This window comes from Piscibacillus halophilus (assembly GCF_900110685.1).
Taxonomy (GTDB): Bacteria; Bacillota; Bacilli; order Bacillales; family Alkalibacillaceae; genus Piscibacillus; species Piscibacillus halophilus.
The window spans coordinates 174,457-194,846 of the sequence record NZ_FOES01000001.1 but is presented as its reverse complement, the minus strand read 5'-3'; the positions used below and the strand labels follow the sequence as shown (position 1 = coordinate 194,846).

At 36.6% G+C, this 20,390-nt stretch carries 19 protein-coding genes; all 19 read right to left on the bottom strand.

The genetic code is table 11. The features are described from left to right. Positions 1-208 precede the first annotated feature (208 nt). A complete protein-coding gene (gene recA / locus BMY57_RS01010) occupies positions 209-1,249 on the bottom strand; it encodes a recombinase RecA (protein WP_091772149.1) in 1,041 nt (346 codons plus the stop codon). 168 nt (positions 1,250-1,417) lie between these two features. Continuing rightward, the gene (locus tag BMY57_RS01005; RefSeq protein WP_091772148.1) at positions 1,418-2,671 is read right to left on the bottom strand and encodes a competence/damage-inducible protein A; all 1,254 of its coding nucleotides are present in this window, start codon (positions 2,669-2,671) and stop codon (positions 1,418-1,420) included. Then, positions 2,668-3,246, bottom strand: a complete 579-nt coding sequence (gene pgsA, locus BMY57_RS01000) for a CDP-diacylglycerol--glycerol-3-phosphate 3-phosphatidyltransferase (protein ID WP_091772147.1) — start codon at positions 3,244-3,246, stop codon at positions 2,668-2,670. Before pgsA ends, BMY57_RS01005 begins: the two co-directional genes overlap by 4 nt. A 59-nt stretch (positions 3,247-3,305) precedes the next feature. Beyond that, on the bottom strand, positions 3,306-4,175 hold the full coding sequence (locus BMY57_RS00995; RefSeq protein WP_091772146.1) for a helix-turn-helix domain-containing protein: 870 nt from the start codon (positions 4,173-4,175) through the stop codon (positions 3,306-3,308). Between the two features lie 20 nt (positions 4,176-4,195). Then, positions 4,196-4,990 carry a DUF3388 domain-containing protein gene (locus BMY57_RS00990; protein ID WP_091772145.1) on the bottom strand — a complete coding sequence of 265 codons (795 nt, stop codon included), beginning with the start codon at positions 4,988-4,990 and terminating at the stop codon, positions 4,196-4,198. A gap of 181 nt (positions 4,991-5,171) precedes the next feature. Continuing rightward, the gene (locus BMY57_RS00985) at positions 5,172-5,432 is read right to left on the bottom strand and encodes a DUF3243 domain-containing protein (RefSeq protein WP_091772144.1); all 261 of its coding nucleotides are present in this window, start codon (positions 5,430-5,432) and stop codon (positions 5,172-5,174) included. 70 nt (positions 5,433-5,502) lie between these two features. Continuing rightward, the gene (gene ymfI, locus BMY57_RS00980) at positions 5,503-6,222 is read right to left on the bottom strand and encodes an elongation factor P 5-aminopentanone reductase (protein WP_091772143.1); all 720 of its coding nucleotides are present in this window, start codon (positions 6,220-6,222) and stop codon (positions 5,503-5,505) included. Beyond that, the gene (gene yfmH, locus BMY57_RS00975; RefSeq protein WP_091772142.1) at positions 6,223-7,515 is read right to left on the bottom strand and encodes an EF-P 5-aminopentanol modification-associated protein YfmH; all 1,293 of its coding nucleotides are present in this window, start codon (positions 7,513-7,515) and stop codon (positions 6,223-6,225) included. Next, positions 7,508-8,797 carry an EF-P 5-aminopentanol modification-associated protein YfmF gene (gene yfmF / locus BMY57_RS00970; protein ID WP_091772141.1) on the bottom strand — a complete coding sequence of 430 codons (1,290 nt, stop codon included), beginning with the start codon at positions 8,795-8,797 and terminating at the stop codon, positions 7,508-7,510. The genes yfmH and yfmF overlap by 8 nt, the downstream gene beginning before the upstream one ends. 99 nt (positions 8,798-8,896) lie before the next feature. Further along, positions 8,897-9,862: an ABC transporter permease gene (locus tag BMY57_RS00965; protein ID WP_091772140.1), complete on the bottom strand. Its 966-nt coding sequence runs from the start codon at positions 9,860-9,862 to the stop codon at positions 8,897-8,899. After that, complete coding sequence (locus BMY57_RS00960) at positions 9,863-10,945, bottom strand: ABC transporter permease (protein ID WP_091772139.1); 1,083 nt, start codon at positions 10,943-10,945, stop codon at positions 9,863-9,865. Continuing rightward, a complete protein-coding gene (locus tag BMY57_RS00955; protein WP_091772138.1) occupies positions 10,942-12,474 on the bottom strand; it encodes an ABC transporter ATP-binding protein in 1,533 nt (510 codons plus the stop codon). Before BMY57_RS00955 ends, BMY57_RS00960 begins: the two co-directional genes overlap by 4 nt. Before the next feature lie 94 nt (positions 12,475-12,568). After that, the gene (locus BMY57_RS00950) at positions 12,569-13,654 is read right to left on the bottom strand and encodes a BMP family lipoprotein (protein WP_091772137.1); all 1,086 of its coding nucleotides are present in this window, start codon (positions 13,652-13,654) and stop codon (positions 12,569-12,571) included. 131 nt (positions 13,655-13,785) lie between these two features. Continuing rightward, positions 13,786-16,098, bottom strand: a complete 2,313-nt coding sequence (locus tag BMY57_RS00945) for an FtsK/SpoIIIE family DNA translocase (RefSeq protein ID WP_091772136.1) — start codon at positions 16,096-16,098, stop codon at positions 13,786-13,788. A gap of 93 nt (positions 16,099-16,191) precedes the next feature. After that, a complete protein-coding gene (locus tag BMY57_RS00940; RefSeq protein WP_091772135.1) occupies positions 16,192-16,398 on the bottom strand; it encodes a YlzJ-like family protein in 207 nt (68 codons plus the stop codon). Next, entirely contained in the window at positions 16,395-17,135 is a 741-nt protein-coding gene (locus BMY57_RS00935; RefSeq protein ID WP_091772134.1) for a ClpP family protease, read from the bottom strand. Before BMY57_RS00935 ends, BMY57_RS00940 begins: the two co-directional genes overlap by 4 nt. Positions 17,136-17,233: 98 nt before the next feature. Beyond that, positions 17,234-18,100, bottom strand: coding sequence for a 4-hydroxy-tetrahydrodipicolinate synthase (gene dapA / locus BMY57_RS00930; protein WP_091772133.1), 867 nt, complete (start codon positions 18,098-18,100; stop codon positions 17,234-17,236). Then, on the bottom strand, positions 18,100-19,320 hold the full coding sequence (gene dapG / locus BMY57_RS00925; protein ID WP_091772132.1) for an aspartate kinase: 1,221 nt from the start codon (positions 19,318-19,320) through the stop codon (positions 18,100-18,102). The genes dapA and dapG overlap by 1 nt, the downstream gene beginning before the upstream one ends. Then, complete coding sequence (locus BMY57_RS00920) at positions 19,317-20,369, bottom strand: aspartate-semialdehyde dehydrogenase (RefSeq protein WP_091772131.1); 1,053 nt, start codon at positions 20,367-20,369, stop codon at positions 19,317-19,319. The genes dapG and BMY57_RS00920 overlap by 4 nt, the downstream gene beginning before the upstream one ends. Positions 20,370-20,390 lie beyond the last annotated feature (21 nt).

Sequence of the window (20,390 nt, the reverse complement as noted above, 5' to 3'; positions counted from 1 at the left end):
TGAAAATTATACAATTTAATTTTAAGCTTGTCTATGCCTCGTGTCAAGGAATTGTCAAACTATTTACAGGTTCATTACATGAAATACCAGAACAATTAACATTCTTGAAGTCGCAGTTTGTCGATTTTTTAAGTCTATAACGACATAAAGATTGTCTATAAAAATAAAACCTTTCCCCTATAAAAATAGGAGAAAGATTTTGATCAAATTAATCTAGCTTTAGCTCTTCTTGGCCTTCATCTACAGCTTCGTCTTCTTCGCCTTTTTCAAAATTGTAGTGAGCTCTAATAGCTCTTGTCACTTCATCATAAATGTCTCGGTTATCTTTTAAGAACTGTTTGGCATTTTCTCTACCTTGCCCCAGCTTCTCACCATTATAAGAGAACCAAGCTCCGCTTTTTTGGACGATATCTAAATCAGACCCGATATCTAAGATTTCACCTTCACGAGAAATTCCTTCTCCGTACATAATGTCAACTTCTGCTTGTTTAAACGGAGGAGCCACCTTATTCTTAACGACTTTAATACGTGTTTTATTACCAACCATTTCATTACCTTGTTTTAATGTTTCAGCACGACGAACTTCTAATCTAACAGATGAGTAGAATTTTAACGCACGTCCACCAGGTGTTGTCTCTGGATTACCGAACATCACACCTACTTTTTCACGAATCTGGTTGATAAAGATCGCAGTGGATTTAGATTTATTGATGGCACCTGATAGTTTACGGAGTGCTTGAGACATTAAACGAGCCTGTAAACCTACGTGCGAATCTCCCATTTCACCTTCAATTTCAGCTTTAGGAACTAATGCAGCAACAGAGTCTACTACAATAATATCTACCGCACCACTACGAACTAATGCTTCCGCAATTTCTAACGCTTGTTCCCCTGTGTCAGGCTGCGATAGTAGTAGGTCGTCTATATTAACTCCCAATGCTTTAGCATATACCGGATCCAATGCATGCTCAGCGTCAATGAAGGCAGCTTGTCCGCCTTGTTTTTGCGCTTCTGCAATGGCATGTAATGCTACCGTTGTTTTTCCAGAAGATTCAGGGCCATAGATTTCGACAACACGACCACGTGGGTAGCCTCCTACTCCAAGTGCCACATCTAATGATAGAGAGCCACTTGAAACAGTAGACACCGTTTGTCCCTCTTGTTCTCCTAGTTTCATAATCGAACCTTTACCAAATTGCTTTTCTATTTGTTTTAAGGCCATATCTAATGCTTGTTTACGATCACTCATCTTTAATAGTCCCCCTTCGATTAAGTACTTCTATCATACTACTTTTTTGAATGTTTGCCAACAAAAAAGCGAATATTTGTTCTGTTTTTGTTCGTACAAAAAATAGATTATCTTACTGAGAAATTAACATTTTTACTATAAAGTTAAAAGAAAACGGTGTTTTCTAATCTAGTAAAATTTTTTTATGAAATTCAAAAGATACTTTAACCCTTCTTGAACTGCACGCTCCCTAATATCATTTCGACCACCGGATAGCACAACTTTATGTACGACCGTTTCTTCTTTAGAACTAATTCCAATAAATACAGTTCCTGGCTCTTGGCCATCTACTGGCTCTGCCCCTGCAATGCCAGTAAAACTAATTCCTATAGTCGTATTAAATTGCTCTCGAGTTTGTTCTGCCATCGTTCTAGCACACGGTTCACTGACAGCTCCAAATTCATCTAAAATTGAACTGGGTACACCTACAACATTTTCTTTGATTTCATTCGTGTATGAAACAATAGACCCTTTTAATGCTAAAGAAGCACCTTCATGTTGCACAATCGTTGAAGCAAATAATCCGCCTGTGACACTTTCACATGAACAGAGAGTAATCTCTTTCTCCTGGCATAAACGCAATAGTTGAATTTCTAAAGGAACATGCCCATAACCAGTAAAGTAAGTCCCGACTCGATCCATAATCTGTTGTTCTACGGGTTCAATTAATGTTTCACTTTCCTCTTTAGTTGCCGCTTTAGCCGTTAAACGTAATGTAACATAACTATTTCCAGCTAGAGGAGCAATGGTTGGATTCGTCTGATTCCTGATCAAATCTTGTAGTTCTGTCTCTAATGTCGATTCTCCAATACCTTGGAAGCTTAACACTTTACTGTATAGTTGTTTTGTTAATATGCCCTTTTCCTTAAAGAAAGGTAATATTTGTTCGGTGACGAGCCACTTCATTTCTCTTGGTACACCTGGCAGGAAAAACCACCATGTTCCATCATGTTCATAATGTAAAGCTGGAGCCATTCCTACTTCATTATCAAACACTAACCCGCCTTGAAATCCTAATGCTTGTTTTCGATTATTTTCAGTCATCATTTTATTTCTCGAAATAAAATAGCCTTCAATTTTATTCATCGTATCCTGATGAATTTCTAACTGTGTATCAAATAGTTGAGCAGCAACTTCTCGAGTTAAATCATCATCTGTGGGACCTAACCCTCCAGTAACAAATATAATGTTTGATCGCTTTTGAGCTCTTTCAAACACAGAAAAAAGGCGATCAAAATTGTCGCCTACTGTCTGTTTATAATACACGTTAATTCCAGAATTAGCTAAAACTTCAGATAGCCAAGAAGAATTGGTATCAACGATTTGTCCTAATAATAATTCAGTACCAACTGTAATAACTTCACATTTTGTTTCTTCAATCATTTTGAATCCCTCATAACATGCCAGTTTTTCTTAAAGTAATCGACACCGGAAATAACCGTAACAAGTGTTGCTGCATATAAAAAGATGGTTCCAATCGGTAATCCGATATAAGAAAATGGGAAGTGATGTAGTAATAAAAATCCTGCAGCACCAATTTGTAAAGTCGTTTTTAATTTTCCCATCTGACTAGCCGCTAAAACAATCCCTTCGCCTGCAGCAACTAAACGTAATCCAGTCACCGCAAACTCTCGACTAATAATAATGATCACTAACCATGCTGATGCTAAACCTAGTTCGACTAAACAAATTAATGCAGCCGATACTAATAACTTATCTGCTAATGGATCTAAAAACTTTCCTAAATTCGTTACTAAATTATATTTTCTCGCATAATAGCCATCTACCCAATCAGTTAATGAAGCTAAAAGAAACAAGATACCTGCTATTAAGTGACTGAGAGGAAGATCATATTCCCCAATGGAGTAGGTGTCCCAATTAAATGGTACGACTAATAACACAATAAAAATCGGGATTAGAAAAATACGTGAAATTGTAATTTTATTTGGTATATTCATTTGTTAGACCTCCAGTAAACATGAAATAAATCCTTTGCTTAGGGGCAAAGGATTATCACTTATTCTTCCACTAAATCAATGTAGATATGTTGACGTATATAATCATCGTTCTCTTCAGGGTCAAATTCATAATCTAATTCTTCTCCATTAACATAAATCGTTAACCCTTGAGTACTCCCAATGTTCAAATGAACTTGATCCTCTTCAATTTCATATTCTAAAGGAGAGTTGTCATTGTTAATGAATCCTGAAAAATAAACAGAATCCCCTTTAATTTCTAACCAGTTTTCACCTGTGGATTCTAAAGATAGATTTAATTGATCAGTATTACTAACTTCATAGTTTGTCGTCACACTACTTTCATCACTTGAAGCAACTTCAATTTGTGTTGAAGGTTCTTCAGGCTCCTCTTCAACCTCTTCTTCATTCTCTTCAGTATCCTGTTCTTCCTCTTCTTCTGCTGGTTCTTCTTCCTCTTCATCCTCTGGAGCCGTAATAATATTATCATCATTAGAGTCAGCTGGTGAAGAATCACCTGGTTCCATTAAATTAATGACTGCATAATAGATGGCAAATAATATAACCACAACTAATAGAACCACTAATAATTTAGGCAAAAAATTAAACATTGGGTTCGAACCATCTGATGTACGGTTTGATCTTGAAGGTGTTACATATTCATATGGTTGATCTGTGTGTGTTGGTAATTCTTCCTTATGTTCTTCTAATAACGCATCCCCATCTAATCCTACAGCTTCTGCATACTCTCTTACAAATGCTCTAACATAAAACTGTCCTGGTAATACAGACCAATCGTTTTTTTCGAGTGATTCTAAATATCTCTTTTGTATTTTTGTCTCTTTTTGGATATGATCTAATGATAATCCTTGTTCTTCTCTAGCTTCTTTAAGCTTTTCACCTAATTGCATGCCTAACACCGTCCAATTTTTTAGAAATCAAACATCGAGAAACCATCTTGTTCATCAAACTGAGGTTTATTAATTTCTTCATACGTAATTTCTTCGTCTTCATTGTTCCTTAACTCAATAAAATAATCAAAATCATCAAGTGAATATTCTGAATGTTGAACAAATACATCAGGATGTTCAACCACTTTTACCGCAGGCAACTGCATCACTTCTCGAATGACCTGCCAATGTTTTTCACTCGAACGCTTTACAGATACGATTCCATCTAAGATATATAAATAATCTTTATGATATTCGTGTTTAATTAATTGACTTCTAACTGTTTGTTTTAATAATGTACTTGATAAGAACAACCACTTTTTATTAGCACAAACACTTGCTGCAACGACGGATTCAGTTTTACCTACACGTGGCATTCCTCTAATACCTATTAACACGTGACCTTCTTTATTAAACAATTCCGCCATAAAATCGACTAAAATCCCTAATTCATCCCTGACAAATCTAAATGTCTTTTTATCATCCGAATCGCTCTTTATGTATCTACCATGCATCACGGCTAACCGATCTCGTAATTTGGGTCGTCGAATTTTTTTCACTTGAATGGTTTGCATCGTATCTAGTATAGTAACGAGACGCTTCATTTGTTTATCTTCTTTAGATAATAAAAGCATCCCGCGGTGGTTATCCTCAACTCCATTAATCATAATAATATTGATGGATAACATTCCTAATAATGAAGCAATATCTCCTAATAAACCTGGTCGGTTATGTAGAATCTCATATTCTAAATACCAATCTTTACGTTCATCCATGTCAAGCCCTCCAACCAAGTCCAATATGAAATAATTAACAATGTTAATACTATAATAAATTATTTTTCACCATAATAAAAGACTGTTTGTCATTTTTTACATGAAAATCCTATTATTCATATTATATACCGAGCCATAAAAGGAAATCCCGAAAGATATGACACCTTTCGGGAGAGAAAAATTAACGATCGGTTCCTTCGTTTTGAACTAATTTAACCATCGTACTAGCAAGTGCATGACGCTCTTCTTCAGAAGCAGCATTCCATAAATCACGAAGAATTGCTTCTTCATCATTTTTAGCATCGACCTGTGTCGATAAATGCTCTCCAACTTCATAAGCTAATTCGTTAATCGTTTCTTGTGGTACTCCATTTTGTTGAGCTTGATGTAAACGATCGCCTAAGAAGTCTTTCCACTGTTCAAAATTATCTAATACGGACATGTTAGTTCCTCCTTTGACATACTTTCAATTATTATTTTTTACGGAAGAGCTAACATTATACACATATTCTTCAAGATAATTGACCACCATTAACTCTTATAACTTGGCCTTGTATGTATGAAGCATCAGGTGAACATAAAAATAAGACAGCTTTAGCCACATCTTGTACCGTTCCCATTTTCCCTAGAGGAACATCAGTTAAAAATTCTTGTAATTCATGATCCGTTAAATGTTGATTCATTCTCGTTTGAATGATTCCAGGACTCACAGCATTAACTTGTATTTCAGATTGTCCGACTTCTTTTGCTAATGCTTTTACAAAAGAAGTTTGTGCACCTTTCATAGTTGAATAGATGACCTCATGACTGGCACCAATCTCACCCCAAATCGAAGTGACGATAATTATTTTTCCATTCTTCATCTTGATCATTCTAGGTAAATATAACTTCACAATCTCAATCGTGGATTTAACATGAATGTTATATAATTTGTCTATTGTATTTGATGATGTTTCGGTTAATAGACCATAGTGTGCTTCTCCTTGAGCAAAAATGATGATGTCAACCTGAAAAGGGATTGACATCATCATTTGATCAACAGAGGGTTGTGATAAATCAGCCTGAATAGTCATTAAAACTTGATCCTCACCTAACTCGTTCATTAATTGATCAATAGCTTCTTTATTTTGATTGTAATGTAAAATAAATTGATATGGATGGCTAGCAAATTCCCTTGCAACAGCTTGACCAATTTCACCACTCGCACCAACAATTAATACGGTTTGTTTCAATTATTGCTCACCCTCTGGTAACACCATACAAATGGAAATACGGTCTTCTGCAATCCACTCATGGGTTGCATTATTTACATCGTCTAAGGTTAACTGTTCTAGTACTTGAAACACTTCACGATAATCAATACCTAAATGATGATAATGAATAATGGTGTTAGCTGTACCTTCAAGCTCGTTAAACTCCCTGATTAATTCTCCATATTTTTTCTTTTTAGCCCGTTCGAATTCCTCTTGTTTAATCGGATCATTTTTAATCGATAGAAGCATTTCTTTAACTTTGTCCCCAAATTCCTCTGGTTTTGTCGTACTACCGCCAATTGCTGCAAACCCAAATGATTCTTCTAAGTATTGTTCTAATCTTAGCTTATCGATCACTAACCCCTCTTGATAAAGCTTTTCATAATACGAACCACTTTTAGAAAAATATAGGTCTAAAATCATATCACGAATTAAATCATTTTTAAGCAATTGATCTTTCTTTAGTTGGTCTTTCTTTTCTTTTACCGCTACCATACATTTCGGGGTCGTCACTGGCATATAGATTTTCTCAACGGGTTTGTAGACATGATCAGCTTCTTCTCCATAGAAGCGGTCTATACCATTTGGCTTATCAAATGTTTTATTATCTTGGTTATTTTTAATTAGATCAGTCATGCTATCCAAATCAAAATTACCGATGACGAAGATCGACATGTTAGATGGGTGGTAGAACGTGTTGTAGCACGTATATAAATCTTCATGAGTAATTTCATATATCGATTCAACTGTACCCGCAATATCAATTCTGACTGGGTGATTTTCATATAGCGATCCGATTGTACCGAAGAACAAGCGCCAGTCTGCTTGGTCATCATACATTTTAATCTCTTGTTCTATGATTCCCTTTTCTTTTTCAACTGTTTTTTCTGTAAAATATGGGTCCTGTACAAAATCTAATAACGTCTCCACATTCTTCTCTTCCTCTGTAGTACTGGAGAATAAATAAGCTGTTTGAGTAAAAGAGGTAAATGCATTGGCTGATGCTCCTCTTCCTGAGAAGTGTTGAAAGACATCACCATCTTCTTTTTCAAACATTTTATGCTCTAAAAAGTGAGCAATTCCATCGGGAACCGTAACTTTTTCATTTTCACCGATTGGAGTAAATGTTTGGTCAATAGAACCGTATTTGGTTGAAAAAATAGCAAACGTCTTTTCGACTTCTGGCTTTGGATATAGAAACACATCGAGTCCATTTTCTAGCGTCTCATGATACATATGTTCATTAATGCGTGGGATTTCAATTTTATTCATTCCCTTCACCTCCGTCTTCAGCAGTTAAGAAATAAACCGTATCGAGTTCCACCTTATTTGCTACTCTGACAATATCATCTTTGCTTGTTTGTTCAATCGAATCAAAAATTTGTTCAATATCTTGAAATTCACCTGCTATGACTTGTTGATAGAAGAACTCCACCATACCACCAGCTCGATCAATGGTTTCTTTTAACTGATGTGTAATAGCTTTTTTCGTTTGGTCAATTTCTTCGTCACTAATTTTTCCATTCTTAATGTCTTCATGCTGTTGGATGATAATATCTCGGGCTTGTTCAAATTTGTCAGGTGCAATACCACTAAATACAAGTAGAAGCCCTTTGTTACTTTCAATACGTGAAGCTGCATAATACGCTAATGAATGTTTCTCGCGTACATTAAGAAACAGCTTTGAATGAGGGAACATTCCAAAAATACCGTTAAACATCTGAAGCACTCGATAGTCTGGGTCACGGTATGTAATCCCTGTACGATAGCCTAAATGGAGTTTTGCCTGTTGAATTTTTTGTTTTTCCGTTACGGTTTCAACCTGATCAGCACGTGTTGGTTCTGAACGGACGACTTCAACCGAAGGCTTCCGATCAAATGTTAACACTTCTTCAATGACAGGCTTAACATCTTGTTCTTCAAAATCTCCTACAAAAAACACATCCAATGCGTCCTCGTGAATCATTTGTTGATAGGTTTTATATATACTTTGAGCATCTATTTGATCCATGTCATCTAAGTAACCGTGAGAATGGATACTATATTTTTCACCTTCACACATCTCATCAATTAAACGCATATTTGCGTATTGCATTTTTTCATCAACTATGGACTTTATTTTATTCGTTAGCGTTTCCTTTTCTTTATTGACAATGGCCTCATCAAAAGAACCATTTTCAGCTTTCGGATTAGCCGCTACTTCATAAAGAAATTGAAGACAATCCCTGACTAATTGGTTCGTATCCGGAATAAATTTATCGTTCGCAAAATCAAGAACAAAGGTAATAACATGATTTTCACCTTTTTTTCCTGAGTTAATTGAGAATTTTGCTCCATATAATTCATCTAATTTAAGACGTAATTCTTTTTCAGTTGGGTATAGCTTAGTTCCTTTTTGCAAGACGAACGGGAGCAACGCACGCTCCGTTATATTTTCACGCTCTAAAGGACGTGCGAACTTTAATGCCACTGTATTTGTTTTAAACTTTTTAGTCTGAATAAGGTGCAAATTATATTCACTTTTCTCATATTGTTGATGGGTTAATTTTGGCATATTATACCTCCTTTTTTACTCTTTCTTATATTCTACCCTAAATAGCTATTCAATACGAAAAAATCCCTCTCAACAATTGAAAGGGATTTCTTTAAAGTGTTATCGTGAGCCTTTAACAAATGGTGTACCTAGAGATTTCGGTGCTTCTGCACGGCCGACTAACCCTACTAGGGCTAAAATCGTTAACACATAAGGTGCAATTTGTAAGTATACGGAAGGAATGTTTTGTAATAATGGGATCCCGCTCCCGATAACACTTAAACTTTGAGCAACCCCAAAGAACAATGCAGCCCCTAATGCGCCAATAGGATGCCATTTACCAAAGACGACTGCGGCTAGTGCGATAAAACCTTGACCACTTATCGTGCCTTGATAAAAGTTACCTGCAAAGGTAAGGGCAAAAATCGCACCACCTGCTCCACCAAAGAAGCCTGATAACATGACAGCAATATATCTCATACGATTCACATTAATACCAACCGAATCAGCCGCAAATGGGTGTTCGCCTACAGACCTTAAACGTAGTCCAAATGGTGTTTTAAAGATGACATACCATACGACAAACGCTAAAATGACTGCAATCCAGTTTGTATAGTAAGTGTTTTCAAAAAAGATGGGTCCAATAATCGGGATATCACTTAGAAGTGGTATATCGGTCGACCTAAGCATTCCTTGGACCATGTCTGTTTGACCTTTGCCATAAATTTGTTTAATTAGGAATAGGCCGATACCTAATGCTAAAAAGTTAATCGCAACACCACTTACAACTTGATCAGCCCTAAACGTCACTGTAGCAATTGCATGTAAACTAGCAAACAAAGCTCCTACAATTGCCGCAATCAAAATCGAAACCCATGGAGTTAAGGATGAACCTAAGATATTATAAAGCTCTAAATTAACGATGACGCCAACAAATGCTCCCATAATCATAAGACCTTCTAGACCAATGTTTATAATTCCAGAGCGCTCACTCAAGACACCACCCAGTGCGGTAAAAATAAGAGGGGTCGCAAACATGAAAGCTGACGGAATTATCGATTGTAATACATCAATGATGGCACTCATTTATTTCCCCCTCCCTTTTTGCAATTTAGTTTTAACATTATTAAAAATATTCGTTAACTTTTCTCTGAATAAGATTATCATATAACTTGCAGCGACAAAGAATATGATAAGAGCTGTGATGATATCGACTAATTCATGTGGAACTCCAGCACTTAAAGGCATGTTTAAGGCACCGTTTTTAAGAACTCCGAATAAACCTGCTGCCATGACCACACCGACTGCAGTATTTCCACCTAATAACGCAATCGCAATACCATCAAAACCGATATTCGTAAAACCATTATTAAGCGTCATATAGCCAAAGTTTCCGATTCCTTCCATTGCTCCAGCTAGTCCAGCAAAACCACCAGAAATCGCCATGGAAACCATAATATTTCGTTTCACACTCATCCCTGCATATTCAGATGCATACGAATTATAACCGACTGCTTTCAGTTCAAATCCATACTTTGTCTTCTCTATGAAATACCAATAAAATAAAGCAGCACCTACCGCTAATATAATCCCTGCATGTACATTGGAGTTAGGCATTAATTGCGTCAACCACTCCACCTTTAAAGAAGCAGTTTCAGCCACGTGTTCAGTACGTTCTGATCCATCAGTTAATACATTACGTATAATAGCGTTAACTGAATAAAGTGCAACGTAATTCATCATGATTGTAATAATAACTTCATGAACATGAAATTTTGCTTTTAGATAACCAGGAATAAATCCCCATAATCCACCAGCTATAATCGCAGCTATAATGGCTAATGGCAAATGAATGATCATCGGTAAATTGAAAGCAAGCCCTATCCAAACAGATGCCAGCCAACCAACTAATACTTGACCTTCAACTCCAATATTAAGTAAGCCAGTTCGAAAAGCAAAGGCAACGGCTAAACCTGATAATATGTAAGGTGTTATCAACCTAATCGTTTCACCTGTATAATACGGCTCCTCAAATGCACCATTCCATAATGCAATATATCCAGCAACAGGATTATAACCAAAGAGAAGCATAATGATGGCACCAGCTAGTAAACCGAAAAATATGGAAACGAGCGGAATCCATACACCTGTTAATTTTTGTAATTTCATGGGTGCTTCACCTCTGCTTTCTCCTCATTACTTCCTGCCATTAGAAGGCCAAGCTCATCATGGTTTGTTTCATCTGGTTTTACTTCAGCGACAATTTTCCCTTCATAAATGACAGCAATTCGATCACTGAGGTTGAAAATTTCATCTAATTCAAATGAAATAAGTAATACTCCACGACCTTTATCACGTTCTTCAATTAATTTCTTATGAATGAATTCTATAGCTCCAACGTCTAATCCACGAGTCGGTTGAGCCGCAATTAATAAATCTGGAGATCGATCAATTTCACGTCCAATAATCGCTTTTTGCTGGTTACCTCCAGACAGGGACCTTGCCAAAGTTGATTCACTCGGAGTACGTACGTCATACTCTTTAATAATTTTTTTGGCATAATTATAAATTTCTTTAAAATTCAATGCCCATTTAGATGAAAAAGGCTTTTGATAATACGTTTGTAAAACCATATTTTCAGCGATTGGATAATCTAATACTAGGCCGTATTTATGTCTGTCCTGTGGAATATGAGACAAGCCTTTTTCATAAATATCACGTGGTTTGAAGTTGGTAATAGATTCATTGTTTAGTAGAATCTCACCAGCTTCGACTTTTCGAAGACCCGTAATAGCTTCTATAAGCTCAGACTGTCCATTCCCATCAACACCTGCAATACCTACAATTTCACCTTGTCGGACATTAAGGCTTAATCCACGAACCATATCGACATCACGATTATCTTTGACAATTAGATCTTTAATATCTAACACTAGGTCTTTAGGATTTGCTTGGTCTTTTTCCGTCTTGAAACTAACATCACGCCCTACCATCATTGAAGCTAGTTCATTTGTTGTTGTTTGATCAACATTCACAGTACCGATCCCTTTTCCTCTTCTAATGACTGTGCATCGATCTGCTACCTGCATAATTTCACTTAACTTATGCGTGATTAATATAATGGACTTCCCTTCATTCACTAAAGACTTCATAATTTGCATGAGTTCATCGATTTCCTGTGGTGTTAAAACGGCTGTTGGTTCATCTAATATTAAGATTTCTGCTTGTCTGTAAAGCATTTTTAAGATTTCAACTCTTTGTTGCATTCCAACTGAAATATCACGTACGAGTGCTTTTGGATCTACTCTAAGCCCGTACTGATCTGAAATTTTTTGAACTTCTTTCTCCGCTTCAGAAATATTTACTTTTAAACCCTTTGTGGGTTCAGAACCTAAAACGATATTTTCTGTTACCGTAAAAGTGTCTACTAACATAAAATGTTGGTGAACCATCCCGATTCCTAACTCATTCGCAATATTAGGACTTGTAATATGTACATCTTGACCTTGAACTCTTATATTACCTTTTTCAGGTTGATAAATGCCAAAAAGCACATTCATTAAAGTTGATTTACCTGCACCATTTTCACCTAATAGAGCATGTATTTCTCCCTTTTTGACTTGCAAATTAATCTGATCATTTGCCACAATACCAGGAAATTCTTTTCTGATATCTAGCATTTCTATTACATATTCCATCTCCTCACCCCTCGATCCATAAAACATTCCCCACATTAAGATTATGTATAAAACGGAAAAGACTATCGATGGTTAGTCTTTTCCGTTCATTTCATTACTGTAGGTTATTTAAGTATTCATCTAACTCATCATGATTAGACGGCACCGAAACGTCACCATTTTCGATTTTTTCTTTCCACTCATCTACTGTAGAAGCAATCTCATCAGTATAGGCATCTTCATTTGTATCCGCAATACTAATACCATTATCAGATAAACCGTATTCGATTACTTCGCCACCAGGGAAGTCACCTGACATAGTACGTTCAATAACGTCCTGAACGGCCACATCGACACGTTTAACCATTGAAGTTAACGTAACGTTATGGTCATCTACTTGACCTTCTTCGTATTGGTCACGGTCAACCCCAATAACCCAAACACTTTGATCTGGATTATTTCCTTTAATATCTTTTGCTTCTGTAAATACGCCGTTACCAGCACCACCAGCAGCGTGATAAATAACATCTACATCACTGTTATACATGCTATTAGCAATTTGACGTCCTTTCCCTGCATCAGAGAATGTTTCTGCATAACGTACATCTACTTCAATAGTTGGGTCTACTGATTTCACACCAGCTTCAAAACCTACTTCAAATTTGTTAATAAGTGGGCTATCCATTCCACCTACAAACCCAACTTTATCTGTTTCAGTTTTTAAAGCTGCAGCAACACCGACTAGGAACGAACCTTGGTGCTCTTTGAATGTGACACTAGCAATATTATCCCCTTCTGCGACATCATCGACTAAAGCATACTTAGAATCAGGATTCTGTGCAGCAACTGTTTCTAGTGCATCTAGTAATTTATAACCAATACCAAAAATGAGTTCATAATCTTGTTGTGTTAGACGTGTAATATTAGATTCATACTCAGAATCTTGATTTGATTGAGCATAATCAAAGTGTTCGCCTTTTTCTAAGCAGTATTCCTCACCATAAGCTTGTAAACCTTCCCAAGCCGATTGGTTAAATGATTTGTCATCTACACCGCCTTCATCAGTAACAATTCCTGCCTTAATTGCATTTTCATCAGGCTCACAATCCTTCTGGCTCTCGCCACTGTCACTGCCTCCACAAGCAGCTAGAATCATTGAAAGCGATAACATCAATGATAAAAATAAATAACGCTTTTTCAACTCTATTCCCCCTATTAAATAAAAAAATTGAGAACGCTACAAAATTGTAATAATCGTCACAATTTTGCAACCTTCTCATTTAATATAACACGATAGTCCTACAAAATAAAATATAAAGTAAATTTAAAAAATTATGAATTGGTTGTCTGTTGTTGTTCTTCTTCTTGATATTGGCTAACTAAAACTTTTCTCGGCTTACTACCTTCGTATGGTCCTACAATGCCCCGTTCTTCCATGGCATCTATCAGTCTTGCTGCTCGGGTATAACCGACTCTAAACTTACGTTGTAACATTGATACACTGGCACTTTGCATACTGACAACAAGTTGAACCGCATCTTCATACAACTCATCATCCACATCATTTGTAACTTCATTTACTTCATCCGGAATCATTTCTTCTTGATATTGAGCTTTTTGCTGTTCAATACAAAAATCTACAATTCGTTCCACTTCATGATCTGATAGAAACGCACCTTGTATTCGGGTAGGTTTTGAAGCGCCAACTGGGAAGAATAACATATCCCCTTTACCGAGCAGTTTTTCAGCTCCACCACCATCTAATATTGTTCTAGAATCCGTTTGTGAGGAGACACTAAATGCGATTCTAGAAGGAATATTAGCTTTAATGACACCTGTAATGACATCAACAGATGGTCTTTGAGTTGCAATAATTAAATGAATTCCAGCTGCTCTCGCCATTTGGGCAAGTCTAGTAATAGAGTCCTCTACTTCACTAGATGCTACCATCATTAAATCAGCTAACTCATCGATTAAGACCACAACATAAGGTAAATGTGGGTGGTTTTCTCCTTCTTTCTCGTTGATTTTGCTTACGTACTCGTTATAACCTTCAATATTTCGCGTTCCTGTATCCGAGAATAAATCATAACGTCTTTCCATCTCAGATACGATTTTCTTTAATGCTTGTGAAGCTTTCTTTGGATCAGTTACGACAGGCGCTAATAAATGTGGAATTCCGTTGTAAACATTTAATTCTACCTTTTTCGGGTCAATCATCATCATTTTCACTTCATGTGGTTTAGCTCGCAATAGAATACTCGTAATGATTCCATTAACACAAACACTTTTACCACTACCTGTAGCACCCGCAATTAATAAGTGAGGCATTTTATTTAATTCTGCTGTAATCGCTTCTCCCGCGATATCTCTACCTAAACCAAACAATAACTTCGAAGGATTAGTGTGAGCATGCTGTACGACTTCACGAAGCGATACCTGAGCGACTTCTGTATTAGGAACCTCTATTCCGATTGCTGATTTACCTGGAATAGGGGCTTCTATACGAATATCTTTTGCTGCTAAGGCTAAGGCAAGGTCATCGTGCAGGTTAACGATTTTACTAACCTTTACACCGACATCCGGGTATACTTCATATTTTGTTACCGCTGGACCAACATGAACTTTCGTCACCTTTGCTTTAACTCCAAAACTATTAAATGTCTTTTCTAGTTTTTGAACGGTTGATTGAATCTGTGATTTTTCATGTTGTTGAGAATGAGCAACTGGACTATTTAATAATTGTAGAGATGGTAGTTTATAAGATTCATTCTCTAACTCAGCCATTGGTAGAGCTTGTACATCTTCCTCATCTGATTCAGAATCATCTTCTTGGCTTACTGTATCCGTCCATTGTTTAGTTTCTAATTTGCTTGAAGAATCATCTACATACTCTTGGAAATCCTCGATAACTGGTTCTGGTTTGGCTTGTTCATCCTCATTCGCTTCGATGCTATAAGTTGTCTCTGGAATACCTTCTGCTTCTTTTTCTGATTTTTTCGCTTCAAGCTTTGCTTCTTTTCGCTCTTTTAGACGCTCATTGATACGATTGGTTACTCGTGATAAGCGTTCATAGATCTTACGTAACACTTCTCCAAGTGATTTCTCGCTTAACAACATAAACCCAATAAGAACACCAAAAACAGCTAAAACTTTAGCACCCGCTGACGATAGAAGATAGTAACTAGCCGCAAATAAGGTAGCACCAATCATGCCAGCACCTATGTATTGGTAGTCAAGTACTCCGGATTGATAACTTTCAAAATAATTCCATGTGATTCCAAAAATATGATCATCTGGATGCTGATTAATGATTGTATCGAATGTCTGAACATGTGTAAATAATAGAATGGAGCCAAATAATACATAAAAACCGACCCATTTAGATGTTTTAAAGTTAGGCCACTGTCTTTTTAACATTAAGAATAAACCAATAACAAATAAAGATAGACTTACTACGATGTACCAAAATCCAAATAACCATTGAAAGAGTGTGACAAATACATGAGGAATAAACCCTTCCCCAATGGTACTAATTCCACTTGAGAAGATGGCACTTAAGATTAATAGTAATCCGATCAGTTCAAATTGTAATACGTGACGTTTTTTTCGTCTTGATTGTTTTTTCTTTTTACGTTTAGCCATCGTATCCCTCCAAAAGTAAGGAAGCAGCCGTGTGTAGGCTGCTTTGCTGTAGATTATATTATACCATAGTTATCCAATATTTTGGATAAGACTTTATAAGTAATATGTCGTTCCAGGTTGTAATTCACTATTTAAATAATCTGCTGGATTTGTTGAAACCATATGAACGATTTGATATCCATTCAGTTCGGGATCACGACGTAATTTGACAGTTGCGTGATTGACTGTAACAAATTGATAAACACTTTGATCTTCATCTTCAAAAATTTCCTGTTCATTCAATGGTGTATATAAAATCACTGTACCACCTGCTCCCCTTTGTTGACAGCAATTAACTCATTGAGCTTTTCAATCGCTTCTTTAACACCACCAACATTATCGATTAGACCACAATCAACCGCATCTTTGCCGACAACGTTTGTCCCGATGTCACGTGTCAAGTTTCCTTTAGCAAACATTAACTCTTTAAAATCTTCTGCATTAATTTTAGAGTTCTTTACGACAAAATTGATGACTCGATCTTGCATTTTATCCAAGTATTCAAATGTTTGCGGAACACCAATCACGAGACCTGTAAGTCTTATAGGGTGAATGGTCATCGTTGCCGTTTCAGTAATGAAAGAGTAGTTAGCTGAAACAGCTATAGGTACCCCAATCGAATGTCCACCCCCAAGAACAATCGAGACAGTTGGTTTTGAGATTGAAGAAATCATTTCAGAAATGGCTAACCCAGCCTCTACATCTCCACCTACTGTATTAAGTAATAAAATCACACCTTCAATTTTAGGGTTTTGTTCAATAGCCACAATTTGAGGAATTAAATGCTCATATTTTGTTGTTTTATTTTTCTGTGGTAATTGTAAGTGTCCCTCAATTTGTCCAATAATAGGGAGTACGTGAATATTGGACTCAGGGGCTTGCGGGACATTAGTCTGTCCTAATTGTTTAATTTTGTCCACTAGTGAACCAGATGCATCATCTTTGTTCTCATCATTTTGCTGATCATTTTGTTGTTCTTTATTCTTATCCTCTGACATTTATAAACACCTACCTTTGCCCTTTAGTGTTTACAAATGCTTGCTGTTCATACAAAAAGACCCTATTCAAAATTTAGAATAGAGTCTTTAAGTAAAAGTTATTGTAAGTCTGCTTTAAGCTGTTGTTCCTCATCACTTGTTAAAGGAACTAAAGGTAATCTAACTGAACCAACAGAAATTCCAGCTTGGTTTAATGCTGTTTTAACAGGTACCGGAGATGGGGCTTTAAAGAAAGCCTTCATCTTCGGTAATAACTGTTGGTGTAATTGAGCCGCTCTAGCTACATCACCATTTCGATAAGATTGAATCATGTCTTGCATTTCATTCCCATATAAATGAGACGAAACAGATACAATTCCATCTCCACCAACAGACACAATCGGTAATGTAAATCCATCATCACCACTATATAATTTAAAGTCATCATCAGTTTGATCAATAATGTCAGTGATGGCTAATAAATCTTGACTTGATTCTTTAACTGCAACAATATTAGGAACCTTAGACAATGCAACAATCGTATCAACATCCATATTAATGGATGTTCGACCTGGTATGTTATATAGCATTGCAGGTAATTTAGTCAACTCGGCAATGGCTTTAAAGTGCTGGTATAAACCTTCCTGATTCGGTTTATTGTAATAAGGCGCAACTAATAAGACGGCGTCCACACCTGTTTCTTCAACTTTCTGAGTGAATTCAATTGTTTCTTTCGTATTATTGCTTCCAGTTCCTGCTATTACAGGAATTCGCCCGTTGACAACTTTAACAACATGTTTATATAAAGTTAATTTTTCATCTTTAGTTAAAGTAGGGGATTCACCTGTTGTTCCACCTACAACTAATGAATCGGTCCCATTGTTAATTAAATGTTCAATTAATGCCTCAGTTCGATTAAGATCCAATTCATTTTGATCATCAAAGGGTGTGACCATTGCTGTTAAAACATTCCCAAAGTCCATGATTAATCTCCTTTCTTACTTAAAAAACTATCATGAAGAGCATTGACTGCTGCTTCTAAGTCTCTCTCTTTAATTAATACCCAAATAGTCGTATGACTATCAGCAGATTGTAAAATTTGAATATTATGAGATGCCAAAGCAGTCACAATTTTTGAGGCCACCCCTGGCACACCTTGAATTCCAGCCCCTACTGTTGAGACTTTTGCGCAATCTTCTTCTATATTATAGCTCAAATTCATTGATTCCATTATCGTCTTAGTCATTTGCCATTTATCCTTTGGGATCGTAAATGTTATGCCTTTGGACGAAATGTTAAAGAAGTCAACGGAAATACTAGCCTCGGCTAATTTTGCAAATACTTCATCGTGCAGTTGAATAAGATTGTCGTTTGCATCTATATTAATTTGATATAAGCCAGATACTTGAGCAATTCCTGTTACTAAACGATCTTTGATGGATCGGTCAATTGAATTACTTACTTTGGATGTCACTAAGGTACCTTCATCGTTTGAATAAGTTGAACGTACCCTTAAAGGTATTTTTTCTTGCATTGCTATTTCGACTGCTCTCGGGTGGATGACTTTTGATCCTTCATATGCTAAATGAACAATTTCACTATATGTCATCGCTTTAAGCGTCTCGGCATGCTTAACTAAACGGGGGTCAGCCGTTTTAATTCCATCTACATCAGTAAAAATATCTACAAAGTCAGCATTTAAAGCTGCTCCAAGTGCAACAGCCGAGGTGTCAGAGCCACCTCGACCTAAAGTAGTCATATTTCCAAAACTGTCTTGCCCCTGAAAACCTGCCACGACGATCACTTGGTTTGTGTTAAAAAGTGTGTGAATCAGATCAGGGTTTACTTTTTCAATTCGTGCATTTGTAAAATCGCTAGTAGTCATAATACCTGCTTTTGCACCAGAAATAGAAGTTGCTGAAACTCCTTGATTTCTAAGTTCATTCGCAAATACGACCGACGAAATAATTTCGCCACATGACATTAATTGATCGAGTTCACGTTGGGTAACCTGATGATCAGGAAATTGGATTAAATCAAGCAGTGTATCAGTGGCATAAGGTTCACCCTTACGCCCCATAGCTGATACTACAACGACCACTTGATGACCGTCATCAACAGCCGCTTTAACATGATTTATGGCATGCGTTCTAGCATCTGCATCTCTAACAGATGTCCCCCCAAATTTTTGAACGATTACTGTCATTTTAAACCTCCAGGTTGCTGAATCAGTTGTTGAGCAATCTGAACAGAGTTCCACGCTGCACCTTTTAATAAATTATCTGAAACGACCCAGAAATGAAAACCATTTGCAACATCTAAGTCTTTACGAATACGTCCCACAAACACATCTGTTTTCCCTTCAGCAGAAAGTGGTGTTGGATAAACTTGATTGTTGATGTCATCCTCCAACACAACACCAGGCTGATCTTTTAATGTATTTTGAAGGTCTTCAATTGAGATATCATCACCATCTATCTCAATATAAATACTCTCGGCATGAGAATAGAAGAATGGTAAACGGACACAAGTTGCAGCTACTTTTAGCTCTGAGTCATGCATGATTTTTTTAGTTTCATTAATCATTTTCATTTCTTCAAACGTATAATGGTTATCTTCAAATACATCAATTTGAGGTAACGCATTAAACGCAATTGGATAATGATTTGGTTCAGATTTTACCGGTAAAATATTTGTCTCAGGATCTTCTCCATTTAACAATGCTTGGGATTGATCTTTTAATTCCTCAACCGCATCATTTCCAGCACCAGAAACAGACTGGTAAGTTGAAACAATTACTCTGTTTAAACCATACTTCTGGCGAATAGGTTCTAATGCTACAACCATTTGAATTGTTGAGCAATTTGGGTTAGCTATAATCCCTTTATGCTTTTGTATATCTTCAGGATTAACCTCAGGTACCACTAATGGCACTTCAGGATCCATTCTGAACGCACTTGTATTGTCAACAACAACTGCACCGCGTTGAACCGCTTCATGAGCTAGTTGTTTGGAAACCGAACCACCAGCTGAGAATAACGCGATATCGACTCCTTCAAACGCGTCTGGTGTTGCTTCTATTATTTCAACAGATTCCCCTTTAAAAGTTACAGTTTTGCCCGCTGAACGTTTTGATGCTAAAGGATACAATTTTTCTACTGGAAAATCTATTTGCTCCAGCATTCCTAACATCTTTTGGCCAACGGCTCCAGTTACTCCAACTACTGCTACATGGTATTGTTTGTTATTTGCCATGTTGATTTCCCCTCCTCGAAC

Excerpts from the sequence above, each read along its gene's own strand:
- BMY57_RS00935 (WP_091772134.1), bottom strand. The coding sequence starts at position 17,135 with ATGTCAGAGGATAAGAATAAAGAACAACAAAATGATCAGCAAAATGAT.
- BMY57_RS00995 (WP_091772146.1), bottom strand. The coding sequence starts at position 4,175 with ATGCAATTAGGTGAAAAGCTTAAAGAAGCTAGAGAAGAACAAGGATTA.
- recA (WP_091772149.1), bottom strand. The coding sequence starts at position 1,249 with ATGAGTGATCGTAAACAAGCATTAGATATGGCCTTAAAACAAATAGAA.
- BMY57_RS00920 (WP_091772131.1), bottom strand. The coding sequence starts at position 20,369 with ATGGCAAATAACAAACAATACCATGTAGCAGTAGTTGGAGTAACTGGA.
- BMY57_RS00945 (WP_091772136.1), bottom strand. The coding sequence starts at position 16,098 with ATGGCTAAACGTAAAAAGAAAAAACAATCAAGACGAAAAAAACGTCAC.
- BMY57_RS00985 (WP_091772144.1), bottom strand. The coding sequence starts at position 5,432 with ATGTCCGTATTAGATAATTTTGAACAGTGGAAAGACTTCTTAGGCGAT.
- BMY57_RS00960 (WP_091772139.1), bottom strand. The coding sequence starts at position 10,945 with ATGAAATTACAAAAATTAACAGGTGTATGGATTCCGCTCGTTTCCATA.
- pgsA (WP_091772147.1), bottom strand. The coding sequence starts at position 3,246 with ATGAATATACCAAATAAAATTACAATTTCACGTATTTTTCTAATCCCG.
- BMY57_RS00955 (WP_091772138.1), bottom strand. The coding sequence starts at position 12,474 with ATGGAATATGTAATAGAAATGCTAGATATCAGAAAAGAATTTCCTGGT.
- yfmH (WP_091772142.1), bottom strand. The coding sequence starts at position 7,515 with ATGAATAAAATTGAAATCCCACGCATTAATGAACATATGTATCATGAG.
- BMY57_RS01005 (WP_091772148.1), bottom strand. The coding sequence starts at position 2,671 with ATGATTGAAGAAACAAAATGTGAAGTTATTACAGTTGGTACTGAATTA.
- BMY57_RS00990 (WP_091772145.1), bottom strand. The coding sequence starts at position 4,990 with ATGGATGAACGTAAAGATTGGTATTTAGAATATGAGATTCTACATAAC.
- dapG (WP_091772132.1), bottom strand. The coding sequence starts at position 19,320 with ATGACAGTAATCGTTCAAAAATTTGGGGGGACATCTGTTAGAGATGCA.
- yfmF (WP_091772141.1), bottom strand. The coding sequence starts at position 8,797 with ATGCCAAAATTAACCCATCAACAATATGAGAAAAGTGAATATAATTTG.
- BMY57_RS00965 (WP_091772140.1), bottom strand. The coding sequence starts at position 9,862 with ATGAGTGCCATCATTGATGTATTACAATCGATAATTCCGTCAGCTTTC.